Raw genomic sequence first — 25003 nt, forward strand, 5'->3', positions numbered from 1 at the left:
GTCAGTCGCTCGTGAGCACGACGAGCTCGCGCGTCGACCGGGTCATCGCGACGTAGCGGTCGACGGCGCCCTCGATGCCGGCGCCGAACCGGTCGGGGTCGACCAGCACGACGAGGTCGAACTCGAGTCCCTTCGCGCCCTCGGGTGCGAGCGAACGCACGCGCGACGTGCTCGGGAGGCCGGGCGCGCCGATGACGCACGCCGTGCCCTCGGCATGCTCGCGCAGCCAGCGCTCGAGGATCGCACCGAGTTCGCCGACGCCGGCGCGGACGACCGGCACCCCGCTGCGGCGGATCGAGGTCGGCACGTTGGCATCGGGCAGGACGGCACGGATGACCGGCTCGGCGAGGTCCATGACCTCCTGCGGGGTGCGGTAGTTGACGCCGAGGGCGGCGAGTCGCACGTTCGGGACTCCGAGGCGGTCGAGCCGTTCGCGCCAGGTCTCGATGAAGCCGTGGCGCGCCTGCGCCCGGTCGCCGACGATCGTGAGGCTCCGGGACGGGCAGCGTGCGAGCACCATCTGCCATTCGGCGTCGGTGAGCTCCTGGGCCTCGTCGACGACGACGTGCGCGAAGGGGCCGGCGAGCTGTTCCGGGTCCGTGCGCGGCATCCCATCGTCGTCGTCGGCCAGCGTGTTCGCGAGATCCTGCCCGCGCAGCATTGACATGATGAGCATCTCCGAGTCGTCGGCGGCGATGAGCTCGTCGCGCACCCGCTCGCGCTGCTCGCGCTCCGCCGCCGCGGCGAGCCGCCGTCGGCGGCGTCGGCGAGCGGCCTCGGGGTCTCCGATACGGCGGCGGGCGGCGTCGAGCAGCGGGAGGTCGGCGACCGTCCACGCCCGGGGGTCGTCGCGCTGCAGGCGCTCGACGTCGGCCGGCGCGAGCTGCGGAGCGCAACGCTGCAGGTAGTCCGGCACCGACCAGAGGTCGGCGACCACGCCGGCCGGGTCGAGGAGCGGCCACGATCGGTTGAAGACGCGCACGAGCTCCTCGTGCTGCTCGAGCGCGCGACGCACGAGCGAAGCGGGCAGGTCGTCCGCGTCGAGCTGGTCGGCGAGGATCCCGAGCAGCGCCTCCCAGACCTCCGCTCGCGCGTCGTTGTGCGCCGTGCCGGGCTCCGGCGCGTCGAACGCCTCCGCCCAGTCGGCGGCGGTCACCGACAGCTCCGACCACGGCGTCTCGACGACGAGCTCGTCGGTCGGCGGTCGTTCGTACGCCCTGACCGCGGCCTCCACGGCCTCCACGAGCGAGGCGGCCGCCTTGAGCCGTGCGGTCTCCCGGTCGGTCTCGGGTCGCGCGTCCGCGCCCTCGTCGACGAGATCGCCGAGCGTGGCCATCCGCACCCCCTCCTCGCCGAGGCTCGGCAGCACGTCGTCGACGTACGACATGTAGGCGTGGCTCGGGCCGACGAAGAGCACCCCGCCACGTCGCGCATCGAGTCGCGGGTCGGAGTAGAGCAGGTACGCGGCGCGGTGCAGCGCGACGACCGTCTTGCCCGTGCCGGGGCCGCCGTCGACGACGAGCGCCCCGCGCGACCCGGCACGGATGACGGCGTCCTGGTCGGCCTGGATGGTGCCGAGCACGTCGCGCATCCGCGGTGAACGGCTCACGCCGAGGCTCGCGATGAACGCCGACTGGTCGTCCGGCGCGAGACCGCCGTCGCCGCGCCCCGGGGTGAAGACCTCGTCCCAGTAGTCGGTGATCCGTCCGCCCGTCCATCGGTACCGCCGCCGGCTCGAGAGCCCCATGGGATCGCCGTGCGTCGCGCCGAAGAACGGCTCGGCGGCGGGAGCCCGCCAGTCGACGAGCAGCGGCTCGCCGTCGTCGCCCGTGAGCCCGGTTCGACCGACGTAGACGGGATCGGCGCCGTCGGCCGGGACCATGCGGCCGAGGCAGAGGTCGAGTCCGAATCGCTGCAGCAGCCGGAGCCGGGCGCTCGACCGATGGATCTCGAGGTCGCGTTCGAGCGCCGCTTCTCCGCCGCGGGCGGGAAGGGCGCGCAGTTCGGTCAACCGGCCGGCGACGTCGGCGGCCTGGTTCGCGAGGGTCGCGGCGATGCGCGCGAAGTGCCGCTCGTCGCCACCGATCGATCCGGGCGTGGCCTTTGCGGCGAGGCGGTCGGGCAGGGTGAAGACGTCGGTCGACGAACGGGTCAAATGCTCAGCTCCAGGTGGACGGAAGCGTCAATCATGCCTCCGCCGGGGGCCCTTGCCGCAAGCCCCCCACCCGCCGATAAACTGGAGAGGGCGGGAGGCGTTCCCGCCGTTCGCACATCCGCGGTGAGTTCCGCGCACCCGTCCCGATGACCACCGAGATCGTGCTCGACCATCCCGGCGGCACGCTGTGCCGCGCGATCGTGCGGCACGAGGCGCCCGCGATCCGCGCGCAGCACGAGGAGCTCGGGTTCGTCGAGGGCCGGGTGCTGTGGCGGCGGCGCTCGCCGCCGTCACCGCACCGTGACGGGCTGCGCCCCATCCCGGATGGCGCGCACGATTCATCCCATTCATGTGATGCCTCGCTCCCGACGCGCGACTTTCATGGGAATCGCACCCGTCGACGACGCGGTGCGATCGATGAAGGGAGCCGGCACGTGTCGGAACAGACCACTGAGGACCTCGACCTCACCGAAGAAGAACTGGGGCCGATCGACTACATCGTCGTCGAGTTCCCCGCCGGCCAGACCCGCCTGACCGGCGCGGCCGCCGAGGAGCTCGCCACGCTCGCCGCCACCGAGACGATCCGCGTGCTCGACCTCGTGGTCGTGCACAAGGGTGAAGACGGCTCGATCGACGTCGACGAGTTCGAGGACATCGACGACCTCGGCCCGCTGGGCGCGTTCGAGGCCACGCTCGCCGACGTGCTCGCCGAAGCCGACCTCATCGACATCTCGGCCGCGATGGAGCCCGGCTCGAGCGCCGCCGTGCTCGTGTGGGAGAACACCTGGGCGGCGCCGTTCGCGGTCGCCCTGCGCAAGACCGGTGCCCAGCTGATCGCGTCGGGCCGGATCCCGACGCAGGCGCTGGTCGCCTCGATGACGAGCGAAGGAGACAACTGATGCCCATCGGAATCGGACGCGTCGGGCGCGTCGGAATGATCGGACGCCCCGTGGCGCGCACCGCGGCCGTCGTCGGCACGGCCAAGGTCGTCTCGAACGGCGTCGACCGTCGACAGGACCGGCGCCAGGACCGCCGCGACGATCGGCGCGACCGCCGCTTCTGAACCGCGGTCGGTGAGACGGGGATGCCCCGGTGGGATGTCGATCCCATCGGGGCATTCCCGTGTCGCCCGAATCGACGCCGGGCAGACCTCGCCGCGTACGACGAAGCCCCGGTGAGAATCTCTTCTCACCGGGGCTTTTCGGTCGGGCTGACAGGATTTGAACCTGCGACCCCTTGACCCCCAGTCAAGTGCGCTACCAAGCTGCGCCACAGCCCGATGCTCCGGCGACTTCGCCGAGGCAACTTGACCATCATAGCGGTATCCGAAGGGGTGCTCGTGCACATGGGCGCCTCGGCACCACACCTCAGCCCGCCATCTATCCCGCGACGCACTCCTATGGCACGATCAACGCATGTCGATGCCGACCGAGACCACGGGCCACCTTCGTTACGAGCACGGCGCGGTCGCCGAGCGCGAGGCCTACCGCAATGAGGGCCGCGAGGCGCGGCAGCGGGTCAAGCGCTCGAAGCATGCGCATTACGACGCGCCGGAGGGCCGCGACCCGCTCGCCATCATCGAGCGCCAGAACGCCGATCGGCTGCAGGAGCTTGTGCCCCTGCGCATGGCGCGAATGGCCGAGAGCCCGTTCGCGTTCTTCCGGGGCACCGCGGCCCTGCAAGCCGCCGACCTGGCGAACTCGCTCGACTCGGGCTTCTTCGTCGTCGCGTGCGGCGATGCGCACATCAGCAACTTCGGGGTGTACGCCGCACCCGATCGCAGCCTCGTGTTCGACCTCAACGACTTCGACGAGGCCGCGCTCGCGCCCTGGGAGTGGGATCTCAAGCGTCTCGCGACGAGCGTCGTCATCGGGGCGCAGGCGAACGGGTTCGACGACGAGACGGTTCGCACTGCCACGGTCAGGGCGATCGCGGCATACCGACGGAGCATCCGGCGCATGACCGAACTCTCCCCCGTCGAACGCTACTACCTGCGACAGACGGGGAATGAGGGCGGGGCGCACGCGAGTTCGCGCGCCGCGATCCGAGACGTGGTCGAGCAGTCGACGAAGCGCACGACCGAGCGCGTCGCGGCGAAGATCGTCGACCGGACAGCGGCGGGGGTGCCCGTGTTCCGCGAGCAGCCGCCGACACTGACGCACGTATCGGCCGAAGTGGAGGCCCGGCTGGCCGAGGTCGTCGACGATTACCTGCACACCGTCCAGCCCGACGTCGCGATGCTCATGACCCAGTACACGGCGACGGATGTCGCGCGACGCGTGGTCGGGGTCGGCAGCGTCGGCACCCGCTGCTACATCGTCGTCTTCGCAGGATCGCATGGCGACATCGTCATCCTGCAGGTGAAGGAGGCCGGCCGTTCGGTGCTCGACGAGTTCGGCGGGCTGCGGGATCGCACGGACCGTCCGAGCGCCAAGCGCATCGACGAGCTCACCGGCGGGGCCCGTGTCGTCACGCTGCAGCGAATCCTGCAGACGACGTCCGACGTGTTCCTCGGCCACGTCATGGTCGAGGAACGCGGCTTCTACGTGCGCCAGTTCCGAGACCGCAACGCGTCGTTCGCGATCGCAGAACTCGACGAGCCGGCGTTCGTCGAGTACGTCGAGGCCTGCGCGGGCAAGCTCGCCCGCGCGCACTCGCAGAGTCCGCGCGCTGGGTTCATCGCCGGCTACACGGGCGGCAGCAAACGGTTCGACGAAGCGATCGCCGACTGGTCGCTCGCCTATGCCGAGCAGTCGCGCGCCGACTACGAGGCGTTCTGCGCCGCGATCGAGGCCGGGCGGTTCGCCGTCGCCGAGTCGGCACCCTGAACCCGCCTACAGGTGCTCCCGCACCGCGTCCATGAACGCGGCCGGTTCGTCGACCCAGATACGGACCGCGTCGACGACCTGCTCGCCGCCCGTCGCGCCGCGCCCGGGCAGCCGCACGGCGGTCGGCCGCTCGAGGCGGATCTCGATGACGGTCTCGTTGTTCACGCGCACGAGCAGCATGCGCGAGGCATCCGCCCCATCACCGGTCTCGACGATCTTCGGCGACTTCGGCTCGTCGACCAGCAGCCGTCGCTCCACGGACGCGATGTCGTCCCATCGCAGCAGCACATCGGTCTCGAGCCCGGCGCGCACCCGGATGCCCTCGGGGCCGACCGTGTGCGGGCGCACGAGGTACGCGCAGAGCAGTCCGACCATCCACGTGAGCCCCCAGATTCCGAGCACGAGCACCGGGATCCGCACGGCGGGCCAGCGGTGCACCACGAGGTCGAGGATGGGGATCTCGACCGCCGACAGCACGATGAAGACGATGAGCACCGTCAGCACGGGCCGGTGGTACCCGAACCCCGCCCCGCCGCGCTCGATCGCGGGTCGCCGGGCGACGAACCGCCCGATGCTCGCGTACACGGCGAGTTCCATGCGCAGGGCCCGCCCCGCGAGACCCCGCGCGATCAGCAACCGGGATGCCTCGCGGCCGACGCCGGCCTCGGTCGTCACGACTCCCCCGGCCGACGCCCGGAGACCGCGCGGTCGGCGGTCGCACGATCGGCGGTCGCACGATCGGCGGTCGCCGCCTCGGCGACGAGCCGGCGCAGGCGATCGGCGATCGCCGTGACGCCGCGCTCGAGCGCCGCACGGTCGGCCGGCTCGACCGCGGCGAGCAGGTCGGCCGTGAGCGCGGCGTGCTCGGCCCGCATGTCCGCCATGAGGGCTCGGGACGACGCCGTGAGGGAGACGACGATGGCCCGTCGGTCGTGCGGATGCGGTGCGCGCATCACGTACCCGCCCGCCTCGAGTGCGTCGACGAGCCCGGTGATGTTGCGCGGACTCACCTCGAGCTGCGCCGCGAGCTCGTGCTGGCTCGCCGGTCCGCTCGCCGCGAGCACCCAGAGCACGCGCACCCGCGACGGCGTCAGCGGGGTGCCGGCGAACGCGCGCGCCATGTCCTTCTGGAAGAGTTCGCTCACCTCGAGCAGCCGGTCGAGGACGGTGATCTCGGGGGTCATACCGTGAGTCTACTGCATTGTTACCTTACTTCACTATCTGAGGGATTCGGGCGGATCGACGGCCGGGACGAATGTCGGTGGGCACCGCTAGCGTGGACGCATGATGAGCGATCTCAGCGGCGAGCTCGAGCCGAACCCGCTCCGCGTGGTGCCCGCGGGCGACGTGCCCTTCGCCGACGTCGAGGCCGTATTCGGCACGAAGGGCGACCCGGCGCACTGCTGGTGCCAGTGGTTCAAGCTCGCCCCCGCCGATTGGCGCACGACGGGCGACGCCGACCTGCGCGATCTCCTGCACCGGCAGCTCGAGTCGTCCGAGAACGGCCCCGGGCTGCTCGCCTACGACGACGAGATCCCGGTTGGCTGGTGCGCCGTGGAGCCGCGGCCGAACCTGTCGCGCCTGCGTCGCAGCCGCATCATATCCTCCTCGACGCCCGACCCCGACTTCGACGACGAACGCGTCTGGGCGGTCTCGTGCTTCGTCGTTCCTCGCGAGTTCCGCATGCGCGGCGTGGGGCGCGCGCTGGCCGCCGCGGCCGTCGAATACGCGCGAGCTCGCGGGGCCCGGGTGCTCGAGGGGTACGCCGTCGACCCGTCGGAGCGGGCGAAGACGCCGGCCGCCGACCTCTACCACGGCACGGTGTCGATGTTCGTCGACGCGGGGTTCACCGAGGTGGCCCGCCCTCGACCCGACCGTGCGATCATGCAGCGGCAGTTCGGCTGAGCGAGGCGTCGTCGAACTCACCCCCGTCGAGCGTCGACGGGGTTACGATGAGCCCATGTTCTACGGCATGGGTGGCTGGCACGTCCTCGTCGTCCTCGGGGTCATGCTGGTTTTCGCGCTCATCGTCGCGGCGATCGTGGTGCCGATCGTCCTCGTCACCCGCAGCTCGGGTGCCACCGACGATCGCGGGGCGCCCGTTCCGCGGTCCGTCGAGGGGCGCCTCCGCGAACTCGAAGACCTGCGCAACCGCGGCGTGATCACCCCTGCGGAGTACGACGCCCAGCGGGCGACGATCATCCGCGAGCTCTGACCTCCGAGCGATCAGTCGTCGCGCGAGCCGACCACCGTCCTCGCACGCCGCCGCAACTCGCCCATCGCCTCGGGCAGGTCGCGCAAGCGCGCGGCCGCCTCGTCGCGCACGGTCGCTGCGAGCATCCGGTAGCCGGTGACCGACGCCGGGTCGCCGTCGCCGCAGTGCTCGTGGGCGAGCGCGTCGAGTTCGGCGGCGAACAGCCGCCCGTCGCGATTCGCGCCGAGCAGGTCCTGCACCGCTTCGGCGGCCGCCGCGAGACCGCGCACGCGGTCACCGAGCGCGGGTTCGAGGTCGTCGGCCACCGCCTCCGCGACGTAGCGCAACCGTCGGGCCGCCCGGCGGAGTCGATGCAGCGAGGTGAGGTCGCCGCCCGCACGAGCGTCGGCGCGCAGCACCCGATGCACCTCCCCGTCGAGCAGGTCGACGAGGCGTGCGGCACTCGAATCCGGTTCGCCCGGCACGAGCGTGCGCGACGGCAGGTCGAGGAACGAGTGGATCGGACTCGAGAGCGGCGCCCGCAGGTCGAGTCGGGCGACGAAGTCCGCATGCGCCGCGCGATGCCGGGCGCGGACGTCCTCGACCAGGCGCCGACGCATCGTGTCGGTGGCGTCCGCGTCCAGATTCGCCTCCGCCTGGGCGATCCGCACTTCCAGGTCGCGGATGCGCCCGAGCTCGTCGCCGAGCACCTCCAGCTCGTCGCGGGCACGATCGACCTCGGCGGCGTCGAAGAGGGCACGGGCGGCAGCCAGCACGCTCCGCAGCCGGCGTACGAGCACGCGGGCCTGGTGCACCGCATCGGGATCGTCGACGGCCACGGCGGGCGCGAGCCCGTCGAGGCGCGCCGACGCGTCGGCGAGCGAGGCCAGCACGACGTCGGCGGCCGTTCCCGCGGCATCCGCGTGCCGCATCATGGGCCCTCGATCTCGACCCGCACCCGCTTGATGCGCGCCGACGCCCCGCGCACGATCTCGACGTCGCGCCGCGGCACGGAGAAGTGGGCGGCGATCGCGGCGATCACGCCGGCGTTCGCCGCACCGTCGACCGCACGTTCGCGCACGAACACCGTGAGCGACGCCGCGGGGTCGTCGGGCCTCTCCTCCACGAGCGGTCCCTTGCGGCTGCCGGGCTTCACCCGGACGGTGACCTCCATCGGGCGCCCTCCGCTCGTTCGCCGGGTTCAGCGCTGGCGGCGCTCGCGCACGCGCATGTTGACGACGATGGGCGTCCCCTCGAAGCCGTAGACCTCGCGCAGGCGCCGCTGGATGAACCGGCGGTAGCCCGGGTCGAGGAAGCCCGTCGTGAAGAGCACGAATGTCGGCGGGCGGCTGCCGGCCTGCGTGCCGAACAGGATGCGGGGCTGCTTGCCGCCGCGCACCGGGTGGGGGTGCTCCTGCGTGAGCTCCGTGAGGAACGCGTTGAACTTGCCCGTCGGGATGCGCGTGTCCCAGCCCTCGAGCGCCGTCTCGAGCGCGGGCACGAGCTTCTCGAGGTGTCGTCCGGTGCGCGCCGAGATGTTCACGCGGGGCGCCCACGTGACGTGGTGCAGGTCCTGCTCGATCTCGCGCTCGAGATAGCGGCGGCGGTCGTCGTCGAGCTGGTCCCACTTGTTGTAGGCGAGCACGAGGGCGCGCCCCGACTCGAGCACGAGGTCGATGATGCGCACGTCCTGCTCGGAGATCGGCTGCGTGACGTCGAGCAGCACGACCGCGACCTCCGCCTTCTCGAGGGCGGCCTGCGTGCGCAGCGACGCGTAGAAGTCGGCGCCCTGCTGCAGGTGCACGCGACGGCGGATGCCCGCGGTGTCGACGAAGCGCCAGATCTTGCCGCCGAGCTCGATCTGCTCGTCGACCGGGTCGCGGGTGGTGCCGGCCAGGTCGTTCACGACGACCCGCTCCTCGCCCGCCGCCTTGTTCAGCAGCGAGCTCTTGCCGACGTTCGGGCGGCCCACGATGGCGACCCGGCGGGGGCCGCCGAACTCCTCCTTCGCGACCGCCGAGACCTGCGGCAGGACCGTGAAGACCTGCTCCAGCAGGTCGGCGACGCCCCGGCCGTGCAACGCCGAGACCGGGTACGGCTCGCCGAGGCCGAGGTTCCACAGCGCCGTCGCCTCGGGCTCCTGGCGGGCGTCGTCGACCTTGTTCGCGACGAGGAAGACGGGCTTCTTCGTCTTGCGCAGGAGGCGCACGACGTGCTCGTCGGTCGCGGTCGCGCCGACCGTCGCGTCGACGACGAAGAGCACGACGTCGCTGAGGTCGATCGCGACCTCGGCCTGGGCGGCGACCGAGGCGTCGATGCCCTTCGCGTCGGGCTCCCAGCCGCCGGTGTCGACGAGCGTGAATCGGCGGTCGAGGTACTCGCCCTTGTACGAGACCCGGTCGCGGGTGACACCGGGGGTGTCCTCGACGACGGCCTCGCGCCGGCCGAGGATGCGGTTGACGAGCGCCGACTTGCCCACGTTCGGACGGCCGACGATCGCGATGACCGGCAGCGCCGGCAGGTAGCGGATGCCCTCGACGCCCTCTTCGGAGTGCTCGAGCACCTCGAGGTCGTCGTCGTCGAGCTCGTAGTCGCTGAGGCCCGAGCGCAGGGCCGCGGCCCGCTGCTCGGCGAGTTCGTCGTCGACGCCGGCGAGTCGCTCGGCCAGGTCGTCGTCGGCGACGTCGCCATACTCGTCGCGCAGGTTCTCGTCGCGCTGGTCGGTCATGCTGTCTCCTGGAACGTCGTGGGCGCGAATGCGCGCGGCTACCAGTCTGCCGTATGCCGGCTGTGAACTCGGGATGCCGCCGCCCGTGCTCGGCGCGCGCGACGCGCATCGGCGCGAGCGACGCGCCCGGGGCGCGCCTCGGGCGCCGCTATGCTCGCGCCGGCCGCGCGTCGACGACCGCGATCATCGCGTCCACGGTCTGGTCGAAGTCGAGCTCGGTCGAGTCGACGGTGGTGACCCCGTCGGCGGCCGTCATGAACTCCACGACCTTCGAGTCGTCGGCGTCGCGCTTGCGCATGGCCTCGCCCACGGCCGCGGCCGAGCTGCCGGTGAGCTCGGCCGCGCGCCGCGCCATGCGCACCTCCTCGGAAGCCGTGAGCAGGATCCGGACGGGCGCGTCGGGAGCGACGACGGTCGTGATGTCGCGACCCTCGACGACGATGCCCGGCCGGCGCTCGGCGGCCATGATCGACCGGAACAGCTCGATGAGGTGCGCGCGCACCTCGGGCACCCGGGCGACGCGGCTCACGACGGCGGAGATCTGCGGATCGCGGATGGCCTCGGTGACATCGGTCTCGCCGACGTGCACGCGGTACCCGGCGGGGTCGGTGCCGATGCGGTAGTCGAAGCTCGCGAGGCACGAGACGACCGAGTCGGCGTCGTCGGTGTCGACGCCCGACGCCTCGACGTGCCACGCGAGCGCGCGATAGGCGGCGCCGGTGTCGAGGAAGCCGTACGACAGTCGCTTCGCGACCGCCTTCGACACGCTCGACTTGCCGCTGCCGGCTGGGCCATCGACGGCGACGACGACGGGGAGCTCCACGGATGCCTCCAAGGGGGTCGGTTCGGGCCGGCTCAGCCGGCGATGCGCCAGCCGCGTTCGGCCAGCTCGTTGGTCAGTCGGTCGGCGGCCTCGGGCACGACCTGCACCTCGGCGAGGCCGACCTGACGGCCCGGCGAGTGCTCGAGCCGCAGGTCTTCGAGGTTGACGCCGATCTCGCCGATCTCGGCGAGCAGCCGGGCGAGCTGGCCCGGACGATCGTCGACCATGACGACGACGGTCGTGAAGCGCTTGTCGGTGCCGTGCTTGCCGGGCAGGCGCGAAACGCCCGTATTGCCGCCCGTGAGCTCTTCGGCGACACGACGCCGGGCGCCGGGCGCGGCGGGGTCGCCGAGCGCGTCGATGAAGCGGTCGAGGTCGTCGCGGAAGGCGACGAGGATGTCCCGGACGGGCGCAGAATTCGCGCCGAGGATCTGCACCCAGAGGTCGGGGTCGCTCGCGGCGATACGGGTCACGTCTCGCACGCCCTGCCCCGCGAGGCCCAGCGCGGCGTTGGGGGCGTCGATGAAGCGACGGGCCATGACGCTCGCGACGACCTGCGGAACATGCGAGATGAGGGCGACGCCCCGGTCGTGCTCCTCGGGGGTCATCTCGACGAGGGTCGCTCCGAGATCGAGGATGAGGTCGTCGATCGCGCCGGCGCGCTGGTAGCTGATGGCGTCGTGCGCTGCGACCACCCAGGGACGGCCCGCGAAGAGATCGGCTCGGGCGGCGAGCGGCCCACCGCGCTCGCGCCCGGCGAGCGGATGCGACCCGATGTACCGCGAGACGTCGGCGCCGCCGGCGACGAGCTCGTCCAGGATGCCCGCCTTCACGCTCGCCACATCGGTCACGATCGCGTCGGGGAAGTCGGTGAGCTCGTCGGCGACGACCCGCGCGGTCACGTCGGGCGGCACCGCCACGACGATGAGCTGCGGGGCGTCATCGGAGCGGGCGGGGCGTCCGGCACCGAGGTCGGTCGCGATGGCGACGTGCGTCGGCGAGGCGTCGGCGAGGATCACGTCGATGCCCCGCGCGCGCAGGCCGAGCGCGACGCTCGTGCCGAGCAGCCCTGCGCCGACCACGCGCACCGGTCCGGTGAGTCGTGATTCGACCACGTCAGTGCCTCTCTCGCGCGGGTGCGCCGCCCTCCGCGGCCCGGGCGATGGTGAGCAGCCGGCCGCGTTCGTCCTTCGTCAGCTCGCGCAGCTGACCGGCCTTCAGTGTACCGAGGTGCAGCGGCCCGAACTGGCGGCGCACGAGCTCGACGACCGGGTGGCCGACGGCCTTGAGCATGCGGCGCACGATGCGGTTCTTGCCGGAGTGCAGGGTGATCTCGACGATCGTGTGCTTCGCGTCGCCCTGTGTCTGCAGGATCTTCGCCCGGTCGGCCTTGATGGGTCCGTCGTCGAGCTCGATGCCCTGTTTGAGCCGCTGCAGTGTCTGCGGTGTCAGGCGCCCACGCACCTTCGCGATGTAGGTCTTCTCGACGCCGAACGACGGGTGCGCGAGCACGTGCGCGAGCTCGCCGTCGTTCGTGAGCACGAGCAGCCCGCTCGTCTCGGCGTCGAGCCGCCCGACGTTGTAGACGCGCTCCTCGAGGTCGTCGGTGAAGCGCCGCAGGTCGGGGCGCCCCTGCTCGTCGCGCATCGACGAGACGACGCCGGTCGGCTTGTTGAGCATGTAGTACCGCTTCGCGGTATCGAGCTGCACGGCGACGCCGTCGACCGAGACGAGGTCGACCTCGGGGTCGACGCGGGTGCCGAGCTCGGTGACGATGCGTCCGTTCACCTCGATGCGGCCGGCGAGGATGTACTCCTCGACGACTCGCCGGCTCGCGACGCCCGCGGCGGCGAGCACCTTCTGCAGGCGCTGTCCTGTGTTCGCCGACGGGCTCGCACCCGCGGCATCCGATTCAGCCATCGAGGTCGAATCCTCCCTGTCCGTCGTCGAGGAGCGGCGAGATGGGCGGCAGCTCGTCGAGCGAGTTGATGCCGAGGTTCGTGAGCAGCAGCTCGGTCGTGCCGTAGAGGATCGCCCCTGTCTCGGGGTCGGTGTCGACCTCGGTCACGAGCCCGCGGCCGAGCAGGGTGCGCACGACCGAGTCGACGTTGACCGCGCGGATCGACGCGACCTGCGACCGCGAGATCGGCTGCTTGTAGGCGATGACGGAGAGCGTCTCGAGTGCCGCCTGCGAGAGCCGGGTCGACGACTGCGTCACGACGAAGTCGGTGACGAGCGCGTCGTACTCGCCGCGCACGTAGAACCGCCATCCCCCGCCGACCTCGCGGAGCTCGAAGGCTCGGCGGACGCCCCGAGGCTCGCCCTCGTCGACGGCGCGGTCGGTGCGGGGCTCGCCCGAGGCCGCTCCGCCGTCGTAGTCGTCGCGCAGCCGGGCGATGGACGCCCGGACCTCGGCGACCGGGCGGGCGACCGCCGCCGCGAGGTGCACGACGCTCTGCGGCTCGTCGGCGATGAAGAGGATCGCCTCGACGGCGCGGTCGAGGTCGAGGCGGGGCTGGCCCGGCACGTCGAGCGGCGTCGCCACCGAGAGCTCGGGCGCGTTGGCGTCAGCAGGTCGAGACGCCGACGACGGCGGCGTCTCGACGACCTCGCCCGCGGCATCCGGATCTCGAGACGGTCGCGCCGCTCTCCCGTCGATCAGCGGTTGCGTCTCATTCGTCATAGTCGGCCCCCAGGCTCTCGAGGTTCGCGTCGGTCCAGTGCTCGGCGGCCCAGTGCAGCGTGAGCTCGCCGAGCGGCTCGATCTGGTCGAATCCGATCGCCGCGTGCCGGTAGAGCTCGAGCACGGCGAGGAACCGGGCGACGACCACACCGCGCTGTGCGACGCCGGCGATCAGCTGGCGGAACGTGACGGGATCGCCGCGACGCAGCACCGCGACGACCTGCGCGGCCTGCTCGCGGATCGACACGAGCGGCGCGTGCAGATGGTCGAGGCCGACGACGGGAATCTCGCGCGGGGTGAGCGCGAGCGTCGCGAGCGCGGCGAAGTCGTCGGCCGAGAGGGTCCACACGAGCTCGGGGGCCCGCTGACGGAACTTCTCCTCGAGCCGCACGGTGCGCGCGTGCCGCCGCGCCTCGGCGTCGAGCTCCCCGCTGAACCAGCGCGCCGCCTCCTTGAAGGCGCGATACTGCAGCAGGCGGGCGAACAGCAGGTCGCGCGCCTCGAGGAGCGCCACGTCCTCGGCGTCGACGAGCTCGCCCTGCGGCAGCAGGCCCGCCACCTTGAGGTCGAGGAGCGTCGCGGCGACGACGAGGAACTCGCTCGCCCGGTCGAGCTCCTCCTCGGAGTCGAGACCCTTCAGGTAGGAGATGAACTCGTCGGTGACCTTCGAGAGCGACACCTCGGTGATGTCGAGCTCGTGCTTCGCGATGAGTGAGAGCAGGAGGTCGAACGGCCCCTCGAAGTTGGTCAGTGCGACTCGGAAACCGGTGTCGTCGCCCTCGCCCGAGGCATCCGCGACCGCCCCGCCATCGGGTGATGCAGTGAGCTCGGCGGGCGCCTGCTCAGGCGACCGCGCCACGGAAGACCAGCTCCCTCGCGAGCTGCCGGTACGCCTTCGACGCCTGGTGCTCGGGGGCGAACTCGGTGATCGGCGTCGCGGCGACCGTCGCGTCGGGGAACTTCACGGTGCGCGTGATGACCGTCTCGAGCACCTGGTCGCCGAACGCGTCGACGACGCGCTCGAGCACCTCGCGCGAGTGCAGCGTGCGCGCGTCGTACATCGTCGCGAGGATGCCGTCGAGCGTGATGGCCGGGTTGAGCCGGTCGCGCACCTTGTCGATGGTCTCGATGAGGAGGGCGACACCGCGCAACGCGAAGAACTCGCATTCGAGCGGGATGACGACGCCGTGGCTCGCGGTGAGCGCGTTGACCGTCAGGAGGCCGAGCGACGGCTGGCAGTCGATGAGGATGACGTCGTACTCGGGCGCGACGCGGCGCAGCACGCTCGCGAGGATCTGCTCGCGCGCGACCTCGGTGACGAGGTGCACCTCGGCGGCCGAGAGGTCGATGTTGGCCGGGATGACGTCGAGGCCCTCGACCGTCGTCTTCTGGATCGCGTCCTTCGGCTCGATCTGCCGCGACAGCAGCAGGTCGTAGATCGTCGGCACGTCGTGCGTCTGCACGCCGAGACCGGCCGACAGCGCGCCCTGCGGGTCGAAGTCGATCGCGAGCACCTTGCGGCCGTACTCGGCGAGCGTGGCGCCGAGGTTGATCGTCGTGGTCGTCTTGCCGACGCCGCCCTTCTGGTTGCAGAGGGCGATGATGCGCGCGGGCCCGTGCGAGGCGAGCGGCGCCGGTTCGGGGAACTCGCGGTGCGGTCGACCCGTCGGACCCAGCTCCGGCTCCAGCGAAGCGATTCCGTCCGCCGAGTCGTGCTTCTGCTGCGTCACGTGTCGTCTTCTCTCCTGGGCCGGGGCGGTGCTGCGCGCCCTGTTCGGATCTGGGCTTGGTCGATTCTAGCGAGCACGCGGGTGCGCTGCCGTGTACATCTCCCGGAGTGTATCGGCTGTGACGAGCGTGTAGATCTGCGTCGTCGCGACCGACGAGTGCCCGAGCAGCTCCTGCACGACGCGCACGTCGGCCCCGCCCTCGAGCAGGTGGGTCGCGAACGAATGGCGCAGGGTGTGGGGCGAGACGGATGCCTCGAGCCCCGCTCGTTCGGCCGCGTGGCGGATCACGTCCCATGCCCCCTGCCGGGAGAGCCGCTTGCCGCGGACGCCGAGGAACAGCGCGGGCGTCGCCTGGCCGCGCGCCGAGAAGATCGGCCTGGCTCGCACGAGGTACGCGCCGACCGCGCGCCTGGCGTAGCTGCCGAGCGGCACGATGCGCTGCTTGCCGCCCTTGCCGAACAGCCGCACGACCTCGTCGTCGACGAGGTCGTCGACATTCAGGGAGATCGCCTCGGTGACGCGGGCCCCGGTGGCGTAGAGCAGCTCGAGCAGGGCCGCGTCGCGCAACTGCGCCGGCTCGTCGCCGCCGGCCGCCGCGATGAGCGCCTCGACGTCCTCGACCGGGATCGCCTTCGGCAGCCGCGCCGGTAGCTTCGGCGGACGCAGTTCACGCGACACGTCGGCCGTCAGCTCGCCCTCCTCGGCGAGGAACCGGTGCAGCCCCCGCACGGCGGAGAGGACGCGGGCGATCGACGAGGTCGCGAGCACCGGATCGCGATCGGTGCCGAGATACCGCACGAAGTCCGAGAGGTCGCGCTCGGCCACACGGTCGAGTTCGCCCGGTCCGCGCGTCTCGAGCCAGTCGGCGTAGATCGCGAGGTCGCGACGGTACGAGCCCGTCGTGTTGCGCGACAGGCCGCGCTCCACGGCGAGGTGCCGCAGGTACCCGTCGACCCGCGATGCGGTCGTCACGGGCCCGCCGACCCCCGGATCGGCGGCGTGCGGCTCGGCCACGGGGCATCCGCCTCGCCGAGCCCGTTCCAGCCGCGGCCGCGGGCCGCGTGGGCGGCGAGCACCGCGATCGCGAGCGGACCGTTGTGGATGCGTCGCCCGAGCACGGCGTCGACGCACTCGTCGAGCGGCACCCAGCGGGTCTCGAGCTCGGCCTCCTCGTCCTCGCGCGCGTAGGCCTCGGCGGTCGCACGCAGGCCACGGGCGAGGTACACCCGGATGACCTCGTCGCTGCCGCCGGGCGAGGTCGCGAAGTCGGCGAGCACCGCCCACTCGGCGGCCTCGAGGTCGGCCTCCTCGGCGAGCTCGCGCTTCGCGGCCGCGAGCGGGTCCTCGCCGGCCACGTCGAGCAGGCCCGCCGGGATCTCCCAGTCGCGCATCCGGATCGGGTGCCGATACTGCTTGATGAGCAGGGCCCGATCGTCGTCGTCGAGCGCGAGCACGCCGACGGCCCCGGTGTGGTCCATGAACTCGCGCACGATCGGCGCGCCACCGAGCTCGAAGGTCTCGCGCCGGATGCTCCAGACGCGGCCGGCGAAGACCTCCTCGCCGTCGACGAGCGCGAGCTCGACGGGGTCGTCGGCGAGTCGCTCGCGCGACCCGCCGACGACCGTGCCGACCGGATCAGCCATTGTTGACGTCGAACAGGCGGCTCGCCTGCTGACGCTCGAGCGCCGCCGCGACCAGCCCGCGGAACAACGGGTGCGCGTCGTTCGGGCGGCTGCGCAGCTCGGGGTGGGCCTGGGTTCCCACGTAGAACGGGTGCACGTCGCGCGGCAGCTCGACGTACTCGACGAGGTTGCGGTCGGGCGAGAGCCCCGAGAACACGAGGCCGGCCTCGGCGATGCGGTCGCGGTAGGCGTTGTTGACCTCGTAGCGGTGGCGGTGACGCTCGCTCACGTCGGTCGAGCCGTAGAGCTCGGCCGCGATCGTGCCGTCGCCGAGCTTCGCCGGGTACAGGCCGAGGCGCATCGTGCCGCCGAGGTCGCCGCCCGAGATGATCTCGACCTGCTCCTCCATGGTCGCGATGACCGGGAACTCGGTGTCGGGGTCGAACTCGCTCGACGACGCGCCGGGAAGCCCGGCGACGTTGCGCGCGTACTCGATGACCATGCACTGCAGGCCGAGGCAGAGGCCGAGCACGGGGATGCCGTTGTCGCGGGCGAAGTGCAGCGCCCCGAGCTTGCCCTCGATGCCGCGCACGCCGAAGCCGCCGGGCACGCAGATGCCGTCGAGGTGGGCGAGGTGCTTCTGCGCACCCTCGGGCGTCTGGCACTCGTCGGACGGGATCCACTCGATGTTGACCTTCGCGTCGTTCGCGAAGCCGCCCGCGCGGAGCGCCTCGGTCACCGAGAGGTAGGCGTCGGGCAGGTCGATGTACTTGCCGACGAGCCCGATCTTGACCTCGTGCTTGGGGTCGTGCACGACGCGCAGCAGGTCGCTCCAGCCCGACCAGTCGACGGCGTCGGCCTTCTCGCCCAGGCCGAGCGCGTCGATGAGGTACGCGTCGAGGCCCTGCTCGTGCAGCATCGTCGGGATGTCGTAGATCGACGGCACGTCGACGGCGTTCACGACGGCGGCCTCGTCGACGTCGCACATGAGCGCGATCTTGCGCTTGTTCGACTCGGTGACGGGGCGGTCGCTGCGGAGCACGAGCGCGTCGGGCTGGATGCCGATGGAGCGGAGTGCGGCGACCGAGTGCTGGGTCGGCTTCGTCTTCTGCTCACCCGAGGCGCCCATGAACGGAACGAGCGAGACGTGCACGAAGAACACGTTCTTGCGGCCGAGCTCGTGGCGCACCTGGCGGGCCGACTCGATGAACGGCTGCGATTCGATGTCGCCCACCGTGCCGCCGATCTCGGTGATGATCACATCGGGCTTCGGGCTCTCCGACGCCTGCAGCCGCATGCGGCGCTTGATCTCGTCGGTGATGTGCGGGATGACCTGCACCGTGTCGCCGAGGTACTCGCCGCGGCGTTCCTTGGCGATCACCGTCGAGTAGATCTGGCCGGTCGTGACGTTCGCCGCCTGCGACAGGTCGATGTCGAGGAAGCGCTCGTAGTGGCCGATGTCGAGGTCCGTCTCGGCGCCGTCATCGGTCACGAAGACCTCGCCGTGCTGGAACGGGTTCATCGTGCCGGGGTCGACGTTGAGATAGGGGTCGAGCTTCTGCATGACCACCCGGAGGCCGCGTGCCGTCAGCAGGTTGCCGAGGCTCGCGGCGGTGAGTCCCTTGCCCAAAGAAGAAACGACACCACCGGTCACGAAGATGTGCTTGGTCGTGTCGTTGTTGTCTGCGCTCTGCGCTGTTCCGCGTTCATCCACCACGGGCTTCGATTCTAACCCACGATCCCGATCGCTTGCCGCGACATGCCCCACGCGTTCCCCCTTCGTCGTTCGGAGCGAACCGGCCCCGGTCGGTTTCGGCCCTGCGGCCCGTAGTCTCAGGCCGCCCGTTCGGAGGCGATCTCGAGCAGTTCCCGTGCGTGCGCGAGCCCGCTCTCGGAGTCGGCGAGGCCTGACAGCAGGCGGGCCATCTCGGCCTCGCGCTCGGCCCCGTGCAGCTGTCGGACGCTCGACGCGGTCACCGCACCGTCGGTGCCCTTCACGACGCTCAGGTGGTTCGTCGCGAACGCGGCGACCTGGGCGAGGTGGGTCACGACGATGACCTGCGAGCGCTCGGCGAGCCGGGCGAGCCGGCGCCCGATCTCGATCGCCGCCGCGCCGCCGACCCCCGCATCGACCTCGTCGAACACGAACGTCGGCACGGGATCGGTGCCGGCGATCACGACCTCGATCGCGAGCATGACCCGGGAGAGCTCGCCGCCCGACGCGCCGCGCGAGACGGAGCGCGGCTCGGTGCCCGGGTGCGGACGCAGGAGGATCGCGACCTGGTCGCGCCCGTGCGCGGTCGGCTCGGCGCCCGGCTCGACGCTCACGGTCAGCACCGCGTCGGGCATCGCGAGTGCGGCGAGCTCGATCGTGACCGCCTCGGCCAGCCGGCCCGCCGCCTCGGTGCGCTGCTCGGTGATGCGGGTTGCGAGCCGGTCGACCTCGGCCGCCAGCTCGTCGACCGTGCGATCGAGTTCGGCGATGCGCTCGTCGTCGCCGTCGAGCTCGACGAGCCTGAGCCCGCCGTCGCGCCGGAACGCGAGCACGTCGTCGAGGTCGCCCCCGTGACGCCGGATGAGCCCGGCGAGCACGGCCCGGCGCTCCTGCACGAGCTCGAGCTCGCGGGCGCCGTCGGTGTCGAGTCCGGTGAGGTAGCCGGCGAGGTCGGTGCCGGCGTCGGCGAGCAGGAACCCGGCGTTGGCGAGCGCCTCGGCGATCGGCGCGAGCGCCGCATCGTGCTCGGCGACGCGTTCGAGGTGCCGACGCGCGGCCTCGACGAGAGTGACCGCATCGGGTGCGTCGTCGACGACCTCGTCGCCGGAGACGAGCGCCTTGGCCTGGGCTGCGGCGAGCCGCAGCTCTTCGAGGTTCGAGAGCCGTTCGGCGCGTTCGTGCAGCTCGGCGTCCTCGCCGGGCTGCGGGTCTGCCGCCTCGACCTCGTCGAGGTCGGCCCGAAGCGCCTCCGCCTCGCGTGCGCGGGCGTCGTGCTCGTCGCGCAGTCGAGCGAGCTCGGCGGCGTCGGTGCGCCACCGCTCGAAGACGGCGCCGTAGGCGTCGAGCGTCTCGGCGAGCGGGGCGCCGGCGAACCGGTCGAGGGCGTCTCGCTGGGCCGAGGCCGATCGCAGGCGCTGCTGGTCGGCCTGTCCGTGCACGACGACGAGTTCGTCGCCGAGTTCGGCGAGCACGCCGACCGGCGCGCTGCGACCGCCGACCACGGCACGGCTGCGGCCCTCGCTCGACACGGATCGCCCGAGCAGGAGTTCGCCGGCCTCGATCTCGCCGCCGGTCTCGGCGACGCGGTCGGCGATCGCCCCCGAGTCGGGCACGATCCATCGGCCCTCGACCCACGCCTGCCTGGCCCCCGAGCGCACGGCGCCGGCGTCGGAACGCGCACCGAGCAGCAGCCCGAGCGCGGTCACGACCATCGTCTTGCCCGCGCCCGTCTCGCCGGTGACCGCGGTGAACCCCGCACCGAGCGGCAGGGTCGCCTCGGCGATGACGCCGAGATCGCGGATGCCGAGCTCTTCGATCATCGAACACCCCTTCTCATCGCCGCGCGTCCCGTCTCAACCCTCATTCGCGCCCCGCCGGTCCGCGCCACCCGGTGACGGGCAGCTGGAACTTGTTCACGAGGCGATCGGTGAACGGCGCCTCGTGCAGGCGCGCGAGCCGCACGGGCGTGTCGGAGCGCCGCACGATGACCCGCGCACCCGGCGGCAGATCGTAGGTGCGACGCCCGTCGCACCAGATCACCGCGGAGGTCTCGGTGCGCTGCAGGATCTCGACCGCGAGCGACGACTCGGGGCCGACGACGAGCGGACGGGCGAACAGCGCGTGCGCGCTGAGCGGCACGAGCAGCAGGGCCTCAAGGCTCGGCCAGACGATCGGGCCGCCGGCCGAGAACGAGTAGGCGGTCGAGCCCGTCGGCGTCGACATCACGACGCCGTCGCAGCCGAACGACGACAGCGGCCGCCGATCGACCTCGATCACGACCTCGAGCATGCGCTCGCGCTCGGCCTTCTCGACGGTCGCCTCGTTGAGCGCCCAGCTCTCGTAGACGACCTCGTCGCCCACCTTCGCACGCACCGACAGGGTCATGCGCTCCTCGACCGCGTAGTCGCGCGCGAGCGCCCGGGAGACGGTGTAGCCGAGATCGTCGCGCTCGCTCTCGGCGAGGAAGCCGACGTGACCGAGGTTGACGCCCAGCAGCGGCACCGGATGGTCGCGGATGAGCTCGGCCGCGCGCAGGATCGTGCCGTCGCCGCCGAGCACGATCACGAGCTCGATGCGAGCGGGGTCGATGTCTTCGAACCGCACCACGCCGCCGTCGAGCTCGGGGACGAACGTGTGCACGTCGTCCCAGTGCTCGGCGGCGATCACGGGCACGGCGCCGGCGGCGAGCAGCTGGGTGCAGACGGCGCCGGTCGCCTCGAGGGCGGACTGCCTGCCGGTATGCGAGACCACGAGGAAGTGGCGTGCGTCGTTCACCCGTGCTCTCCTCTCGTCAGCTCGTCGACCCGACCTGACCATTCTGTCGGATTCGAGCCGCCCGCTCGGAGGTGGACGAGGAACTCGCGGTTTCCGTGCGAGCCCGCGATTGGGGAGGACAGGACGCCGTCGGTACCGAGGCCGAGATCGTGCGCGGCCCAGAGCACGTTCATGACGGCCTCGGACCGCAGTGCACCGTCGTGCACGATGCCCTCGCGCACTCCCCCGCGACCGACCTCGAACTGCGGCTTCACGAGCAGGACGAAGTCGGCGTCGTCGGCCGCGGTGGCGCGCAGCGCCGGCAGCACGGTCGTGAGGGAGATGAACGACAGGTCGGCGGTGACGAGATCGGGCGGCTCGGCGACGCCCGTGGCGGTCGCGAGCGACTCGCGGGTGAGTCCTCGGACATTGCACCCCTCGACGAGCACGAGCCCGGCCGCGCCGTGCAGTTCCGCGGCGAGCTGGCCATGACCTACGTCGACGGCGAGCACTGTGCGTGCTCCACGCTCGAGCAGGACCTGGCTGAAACCGCCCGTCGACGCCCCCGCATCGAGTGCGACTCTGCCCGACGGGTCGACGGCGAACGCGTCGAGCGCGGCGATCAGCTTGTGCGCGGCGCGGCTCACGTAGTGGTCGGATGCCTCGACCGAGAGCACGGCGTCGGCGTCGACCTTGAACGACGCCTTCACGACCGGCCGGCCGTCGACGGCGACGCGACCCTCGGCGATGAGCGCCGCGGCCAGCGTGCGCGAGCGCACGAGGCCGCGAGCCGCGAGCGCGGCGTCGAGACGCTGGCCGCTCATGACGAGCGCGGTGCCTGCGACGGGTCGGAGTGCTCGAGCTCGTCGCGCAGGCGGGCGGTGAGCGCCTCGTACCCGGGCGCGCGCTCGTCGAGCGGGAGCCCCTCGATGTCGGAGAGCGCGGCGCGCGTGCCCTCGCCCAGCTCGTCGTCGTCGGGGCCGCTCGGGTCGTACTCGTGGTCGATGCTCACCCGTCCACGCTACCCCGCGCATCCGTCACACGGACGGTCATGCGTAGAGGCGCGCCGGGACGTCGAGCACGTGGATCGCCGACCCCGAATCCCAGATCGTCGCGCACGCGGCGCGCAGCAGGTCGAGTCCGCCGTCTCCCTCGGAGAGGATCTCGACACGATTGCCGGTCAGGCGCACCCGGGCCGTCCCCACCCGCACGACGTCGCCGCGCAGCCGTTCGACCGTCGGATAGGGCTCGTGCAGCCCACGCAGGTCGGAGAGGATGAAATCGGGCCGGCTCGCCGCGTTCGCGGCGAGCAGCTGCTTCGCGCGGTCGATCCCCGTGAGCACGATCGCGCTGGCCATGCCTGCGCGATTGGCCCCGAGGATGTCGGTGTCGAGCCGGTCGCCCACCACGAGCGGCGCGGATGCCTCGAACCGCCGCCGCGCCTCGTCGAAGATCGGCGTCTCGGGCTTGCCCGCGACGAGCGGCAACCGACCGACGGCGGTGTGCACGGCCGAGACCAGGGTGCCGTTGCCCGGCGCGATGCCGCGGGCGACCGGGATCGTCCAGTCCATGTTCGTCGCGATCCACGGGATCCCGGGCCCCGAGGCATCCGAACCGCCGGCAGCCGGTCCCTCGGAATGCAGTGCGAACGCAGCCTCGGCGAGGTCCTTCCAGCCGATCTCCGGGGTGAATCCCTGCACGAGCGCATCGGGGCCGTCGTCGGCCGATCGGGTCACCCGGTAGCCGCGCTTGCGGAGCTCGACCTCGATGCCCTCGCCGCCGACGACGAACACGAGCGCCCCCGGTGCGACCTGCTCGGCGAGGAGGCTCATCGCTGCCTGCGGCGAGGTGACGACGTCGGTGGGCGCCGCATGCAGCCCGAGCTCGGTGAGGTGCCCGGCGACCGAGACGTCGCTGCGGGAGGCGTTGTTCGTGATGTAGCCGACCGGGTGGGATCGCTTCGCGAGGTTCAGGCTCTCGACGGCGTGCGGAATCGCCCCGGCGCCCGCGTAGACGACGCCGTCGAGGTCGGCGAAGACCGCATCGACGCCGTCGAGCGGCGTCGCGGGCTCAGTCCTCGCTCGGAACAGCGCCATCGGCGGGATCCTCGGTCGCGGCCTCGGCGTCGAGGGTCGCGCCCTCGGCGAGCACCTCGCGCACATCGTCTTCGAGCACGTCGCCGTAGTCGCCGGGCTCGGCGTCATCCGCGTCGTCGACGACGGCGAACACCTCGGCGTCAGCCTCTTCAGGCTCGACCGCCGGCTCCTCGACGATGAACTCGTCGGCCGCGGCGTCCTCGAGCTCGAAGATCTCGACGAGCTCGGCTTCGGCGGGGCCGGCGAGAGCGGCTTCCGCGCGTCCGGCGAGCTCGCGCCAGCGGGCCGCCTCCGCGGCACGGCCGAGCTCCTCGAGCACCTCCGCGTACGCGGAGAACAGGGCCGGGCTGTACGAGAACGCACGGTCGGGGTCGAGCTGCGGGATCTCGAGCTCCGCGAGGGCGAGCTCGGGCTGCTCGAGGTCGAGCCGGGCGCCCGACATTGCGATCGCCAAGCCGACCTGCACCGCCGCCGGCAACTCGTTGCGGTCGACCGCGCGGCCGACCTCGAGCGCGCGATCGGGCCGTCCCACGCCGCGCTCGCTGTCGACCATGAGCGGCAGCTGGTCGTTGCTGCCCGAGATCCGGCGGTAGGTGCGCAGCTCGCGCAGCGCGAGGGCGAAGTCGCCGGTGGCGTACGCGGTGATCGCGAGGGTCTCGCGCACGACCGCGATGCGACCGGCCCGCCGCGCCGCCGACATGGCGTGACGGTGCGCGAGCTCGGGGTCGACGTCGAGGTACTCGGATGCCGCGACGAGATGGCGCGCGACCCAGTCGGCGTTCTCCTTGCTCAGGGTCTTGAGCTCGGCGCGGGCGACCTTGTCGAGCTGGCGCGCCTCGATGCGATCCGGGAGCATCGGGTCGTCGTGCCGCTGGCGCACCGCGAGATCGGCAGCGCCGTGCCGCTCGTAGGCCGGCGCGGACGGCGCACCACGGCGCTCGCCGCCGTGCGAACGGTGCTGGTCGCGGTCGCCGTGGGGCTTGCGGTCGCCGTACGAGCGCTTCGCGTCACGGTCACCGTACGGACGCTTCTGGTCACGGTCGCCGTACGAGCGCTTCGCATCACGGTCACCGTACGGACGCTTCTGATCGCGGTCGCCGTACGACCGCTTCGCATCACGGTCACCGTACGGACGCTTCGCGTCACGGTCACCGTACGACCGCTTCTGATCACGGTCACCGTACGACCGCTTCTGATCACGGTCACCGTACGACCGCTTCTGATCACGGTCACCGTACGGACGCTTCTGATCACGGTCACCGTACGAGCGCTTCGCGTCGCGGTCGCCGGAGGCGTGCTTCTTGTCTCCGTAGGGCTTGCGGTCGCCGCGGTCGCCCGAGGGGCGCTTCGCATCCCGCTGGCCGTACGACGAACCGGATCCTCGCTGACCGGAGCCATGCCCTCCGCGGCCCTGGGAGCCGCCGGCCCGCGCCGGGCGTCCCTGGTCGTCTCGGTCCTTGTTCGAATCGCTCACGATGTTCCTGTCGAATGGGAGTCTCGTCAGACTCAACCGTACTGCCGGGCCGCGCCCGATCCGCTGTTAACGCGAAATGGCCACCCACCTGAGCTCGCTGTTGAGCTCAGGGGGTGGCCACTCCTGAATGAATGTCCGGCGGTGTCCTACTCTCCCACAGGGTCCCCCCTGCAGTACCATCGGCGCTGCGAGTCTTAGCTTC

26 protein-coding genes, 1 tRNA gene and 1 rRNA gene are annotated in these 25003 nt (G+C 71.8%); 5 read left to right on the top strand and 23 right to left on the bottom strand.

The genetic code is table 11. From position 1 onward, the window contains the following. Position 1 precedes the first annotated feature (1 nt). On the bottom strand, positions 2 to 2155 hold the full coding sequence (gene helR / locus AC3RJ6_RS14440; RefSeq protein WP_491427769.1) for an RNA polymerase recycling motor ATPase HelR: 2154 nt from the start codon (positions 2153 to 2155) through the stop codon (positions 2 to 4). A gap of 434 nt (positions 2156 to 2589) precedes the next feature. Between helR and AC3RJ6_RS14445 the strand changes: the two genes are divergently transcribed. Both AC3RJ6_RS14445 and AC3RJ6_RS14450 read left to right on the top strand, forming a co-directional pair. After that, a complete protein-coding gene (locus AC3RJ6_RS14445) occupies positions 2590 to 3054 on the top strand; it encodes a DUF6325 family protein (protein ID WP_491427770.1) in 465 nt (154 codons plus the stop codon). Then, on the top strand, positions 3054 to 3218 hold the full coding sequence (locus AC3RJ6_RS14450) for a hypothetical protein (RefSeq protein ID WP_244854437.1): 165 nt from the start codon (positions 3054 to 3056) through the stop codon (positions 3216 to 3218). The genes AC3RJ6_RS14445 and AC3RJ6_RS14450 overlap by 1 nt, the downstream gene beginning before the upstream one ends. 142 nt (positions 3219 to 3360) lie before the next feature. Here AC3RJ6_RS14450 and AC3RJ6_RS14455 read toward each other — a convergent pair. Further along, positions 3361 to 3434 (bottom strand) — tRNA-Pro (locus AC3RJ6_RS14455). Between the two features lie 136 nt (positions 3435 to 3570). On the opposite strand from AC3RJ6_RS14455, the gene AC3RJ6_RS14460 reads away from it, so the two are divergent. Then, complete coding sequence (locus AC3RJ6_RS14460) at positions 3571 to 4983, top strand: DUF2252 domain-containing protein (RefSeq protein WP_491427771.1); 1413 nt, start codon at positions 3571 to 3573, stop codon at positions 4981 to 4983. Positions 4984 to 4989: 6 nt separating this feature from the next. Here the strand turns inward: AC3RJ6_RS14460 and AC3RJ6_RS14465 are convergent, their stop codons facing one another. Beyond that, positions 4990 to 5658, bottom strand: coding sequence for a hypothetical protein (locus AC3RJ6_RS14465; protein WP_491427772.1), 669 nt, complete (start codon positions 5656 to 5658; stop codon positions 4990 to 4992). Beyond that, on the bottom strand, positions 5655 to 6167 hold the full coding sequence (locus tag AC3RJ6_RS14470; protein ID WP_491427773.1) for a MarR family winged helix-turn-helix transcriptional regulator: 513 nt from the start codon (positions 6165 to 6167) through the stop codon (positions 5655 to 5657). The genes AC3RJ6_RS14465 and AC3RJ6_RS14470 overlap by 4 nt, the downstream gene beginning before the upstream one ends. Positions 6168 to 6267: 100 nt before the next feature. Here AC3RJ6_RS14470 and AC3RJ6_RS14475 point away from each other — a divergent pair, with 100 nt between their 5' ends. Further along, a complete protein-coding gene (locus AC3RJ6_RS14475) occupies positions 6268 to 6888 on the top strand; it encodes a GNAT family N-acetyltransferase (protein WP_491427774.1) in 621 nt (206 codons plus the stop codon). A 55-nt stretch (positions 6889 to 6943) separates the two neighbouring features. Next, positions 6944 to 7198, top strand: a complete 255-nt coding sequence (locus AC3RJ6_RS14480; RefSeq protein ID WP_491427775.1) for an SHOCT domain-containing protein — start codon at positions 6944 to 6946, stop codon at positions 7196 to 7198. Positions 7199 to 7209: 11 nt separating this feature from the next. Here the strand turns inward: AC3RJ6_RS14480 and AC3RJ6_RS14485 are convergent, their stop codons facing one another. From AC3RJ6_RS14485 to rrf, 19 genes are all read right to left on the bottom strand, one after another. Continuing rightward, the gene (locus tag AC3RJ6_RS14485; RefSeq protein WP_491427776.1) at positions 7210 to 8112 is read right to left on the bottom strand and encodes a CHAD domain-containing protein; all 903 of its coding nucleotides are present in this window, start codon (positions 8110 to 8112) and stop codon (positions 7210 to 7212) included. Then, positions 8109 to 8351, bottom strand: coding sequence for a DUF167 domain-containing protein (locus AC3RJ6_RS14490; protein ID WP_491427777.1), 243 nt, complete (start codon positions 8349 to 8351; stop codon positions 8109 to 8111). Before AC3RJ6_RS14490 ends, AC3RJ6_RS14485 begins: the two co-directional genes overlap by 4 nt. A 27-nt stretch (positions 8352 to 8378) precedes the next feature. After that, a complete protein-coding gene (der, locus tag AC3RJ6_RS14495; RefSeq protein ID WP_491427778.1) occupies positions 8379 to 9905 on the bottom strand; it encodes a ribosome biogenesis GTPase Der in 1527 nt (508 codons plus the stop codon). Between the two features lie 148 nt (positions 9906 to 10053). After that, the gene (gene cmk / locus AC3RJ6_RS14500) at positions 10054 to 10728 is read right to left on the bottom strand and encodes a (d)CMP kinase (RefSeq protein WP_491427779.1); all 675 of its coding nucleotides are present in this window, start codon (positions 10726 to 10728) and stop codon (positions 10054 to 10056) included. 32 nt (positions 10729 to 10760) lie between these two features. After that, positions 10761 to 11843 carry a prephenate dehydrogenase gene (locus tag AC3RJ6_RS14505; protein WP_491427780.1) on the bottom strand — a complete coding sequence of 361 codons (1083 nt, stop codon included), beginning with the start codon at positions 11841 to 11843 and terminating at the stop codon, positions 10761 to 10763. A 1-nt stretch (position 11844) separates the two neighbouring features. Continuing rightward, a complete protein-coding gene (locus AC3RJ6_RS14510) occupies positions 11845 to 12648 on the bottom strand; it encodes a pseudouridine synthase (RefSeq protein ID WP_491427781.1) in 804 nt (267 codons plus the stop codon). Then, positions 12641 to 13411, bottom strand: coding sequence for an SMC-Scp complex subunit ScpB (scpB, locus tag AC3RJ6_RS14515; RefSeq protein ID WP_491427782.1), 771 nt, complete (start codon positions 13409 to 13411; stop codon positions 12641 to 12643). Before scpB ends, AC3RJ6_RS14510 begins: the two co-directional genes overlap by 8 nt. Further along, a complete protein-coding gene (locus AC3RJ6_RS14520; RefSeq protein WP_491427783.1) occupies positions 13401 to 14270 on the bottom strand; it encodes a segregation and condensation protein A in 870 nt (289 codons plus the stop codon). The genes scpB and AC3RJ6_RS14520 overlap by 11 nt, the downstream gene beginning before the upstream one ends. Next, on the bottom strand, positions 14254 to 15141 hold the full coding sequence (locus tag AC3RJ6_RS14525) for a ParA family protein (RefSeq protein ID WP_491427784.1): 888 nt from the start codon (positions 15139 to 15141) through the stop codon (positions 14254 to 14256). Before AC3RJ6_RS14525 ends, AC3RJ6_RS14520 begins: the two co-directional genes overlap by 17 nt. A gap of 66 nt (positions 15142 to 15207) precedes the next feature. Further along, positions 15208 to 16155 (bottom strand): site-specific tyrosine recombinase XerD, encoded by a 948-nt coding sequence (gene xerD / locus AC3RJ6_RS14530; protein ID WP_491427785.1) that lies wholly within the window; start codon positions 16153 to 16155, stop codon positions 15208 to 15210. Continuing rightward, positions 16110 to 16784 (bottom strand): NUDIX domain-containing protein, encoded by a 675-nt coding sequence (locus AC3RJ6_RS14535; protein WP_491427786.1) that lies wholly within the window; start codon positions 16782 to 16784, stop codon positions 16110 to 16112. Before AC3RJ6_RS14535 ends, xerD begins: the two co-directional genes overlap by 46 nt. Next, positions 16777 to 18477, bottom strand: coding sequence for a CTP synthase (pyrG, locus tag AC3RJ6_RS14540; RefSeq protein WP_491427811.1), 1701 nt, complete (start codon positions 18475 to 18477; stop codon positions 16777 to 16779). The genes AC3RJ6_RS14535 and pyrG overlap by 8 nt, the downstream gene beginning before the upstream one ends. A gap of 119 nt (positions 18478 to 18596) precedes the next feature. Continuing rightward, complete coding sequence (gene recN, locus AC3RJ6_RS14545; protein ID WP_491427788.1) at positions 18597 to 20297, bottom strand: DNA repair protein RecN; 1701 nt, start codon at positions 20295 to 20297, stop codon at positions 18597 to 18599. 40 nt (positions 20298 to 20337) lie between these two features. Continuing rightward, entirely contained in the window at positions 20338 to 21294 is a 957-nt protein-coding gene (locus AC3RJ6_RS14550; RefSeq protein WP_491427789.1) for an NAD kinase, read from the bottom strand. After that, positions 21249 to 22055, bottom strand: coding sequence for a TlyA family RNA methyltransferase (locus AC3RJ6_RS14555; RefSeq protein ID WP_491427790.1), 807 nt, complete (start codon positions 22053 to 22055; stop codon positions 21249 to 21251). The genes AC3RJ6_RS14550 and AC3RJ6_RS14555 overlap by 46 nt, the downstream gene beginning before the upstream one ends. Next, a complete protein-coding gene (locus tag AC3RJ6_RS14560; RefSeq protein WP_491427791.1) occupies positions 22052 to 22243 on the bottom strand; it encodes a hypothetical protein in 192 nt (63 codons plus the stop codon). The genes AC3RJ6_RS14555 and AC3RJ6_RS14560 overlap by 4 nt, the downstream gene beginning before the upstream one ends. Before the next feature lie 37 nt (positions 22244 to 22280). Continuing rightward, positions 22281 to 23327 carry an HAD-IIA family hydrolase gene (locus AC3RJ6_RS14565; protein ID WP_491427792.1) on the bottom strand — a complete coding sequence of 349 codons (1047 nt, stop codon included), beginning with the start codon at positions 23325 to 23327 and terminating at the stop codon, positions 22281 to 22283. Further along, positions 23302 to 24801, bottom strand: a complete 1500-nt coding sequence (locus AC3RJ6_RS14570) for a hypothetical protein (protein ID WP_491427793.1) — start codon at positions 24799 to 24801, stop codon at positions 23302 to 23304. Before AC3RJ6_RS14570 ends, AC3RJ6_RS14565 begins: the two co-directional genes overlap by 26 nt. Before the next feature lie 133 nt (positions 24802 to 24934). After that, positions 24935 to 25003, bottom strand: a 5S ribosomal RNA gene (gene rrf, locus AC3RJ6_RS14575); the annotation flags it as partial.

The sequence above is a fragment of the Agromyces cucurbitae genome (assembly GCF_058349945.1).

Excerpts from the sequence above, each read along its gene's own strand:
- AC3RJ6_RS14470 (WP_491427773.1), bottom strand. The coding sequence starts at position 6,167 with ATGACCCCCGAGATCACCGTCCTCGACCGGCTGCTCGAGGTGAGCGAA.
- AC3RJ6_RS14555 (WP_491427790.1), bottom strand. The coding sequence starts at position 22,055 with ATGAGCGGCCAGCGTCTCGACGCCGCGCTCGCGGCTCGCGGCCTCGTG.
- AC3RJ6_RS14450 (WP_244854437.1), top strand. The coding sequence starts at position 3,054 with ATGCCCATCGGAATCGGACGCGTCGGGCGCGTCGGAATGATCGGACGC.
- recN (WP_491427788.1), bottom strand. The coding sequence starts at position 20,297 with ATGATCGAAGAGCTCGGCATCCGCGATCTCGGCGTCATCGCCGAGGCG.
- AC3RJ6_RS14535 (WP_491427786.1), bottom strand. The coding sequence starts at position 16,784 with ATGGCTGATCCGGTCGGCACGGTCGTCGGCGGGTCGCGCGAGCGACTC.
- AC3RJ6_RS14475 (WP_491427774.1), top strand. The coding sequence starts at position 6,268 with ATGATGAGCGATCTCAGCGGCGAGCTCGAGCCGAACCCGCTCCGCGTG.
- AC3RJ6_RS14565 (WP_491427792.1), bottom strand. The coding sequence starts at position 23,327 with ATGGCGCTGTTCCGAGCGAGGACTGAGCCCGCGACGCCGCTCGACGGC.
- AC3RJ6_RS14460 (WP_491427771.1), top strand. The coding sequence starts at position 3,571 with ATGTCGATGCCGACCGAGACCACGGGCCACCTTCGTTACGAGCACGGC.
- der (WP_491427778.1), bottom strand. The coding sequence starts at position 9,905 with ATGACCGACCAGCGCGACGAGAACCTGCGCGACGAGTATGGCGACGTC.
- scpB (WP_491427782.1), bottom strand. The coding sequence starts at position 13,411 with ATGACGAATGAGACGCAACCGCTGATCGACGGGAGAGCGGCGCGACCG.
- AC3RJ6_RS14480 (WP_491427775.1), top strand. The coding sequence starts at position 6,944 with ATGTTCTACGGCATGGGTGGCTGGCACGTCCTCGTCGTCCTCGGGGTC.
- AC3RJ6_RS14490 (WP_491427777.1), bottom strand. The coding sequence starts at position 8,351 with ATGGAGGTCACCGTCCGGGTGAAGCCCGGCAGCCGCAAGGGACCGCTC.
- AC3RJ6_RS14550 (WP_491427789.1), bottom strand. The coding sequence starts at position 21,294 with ATGGTCAGGTCGGGTCGACGAGCTGACGAGAGGAGAGCACGGGTGAAC.
- AC3RJ6_RS14510 (WP_491427781.1), bottom strand. The coding sequence starts at position 12,648 with ATGGCTGAATCGGATGCCGCGGGTGCGAGCCCGTCGGCGAACACAGGA.
- AC3RJ6_RS14485 (WP_491427776.1), bottom strand. The coding sequence starts at position 8,112 with ATGATGCGGCACGCGGATGCCGCGGGAACGGCCGCCGACGTCGTGCTG.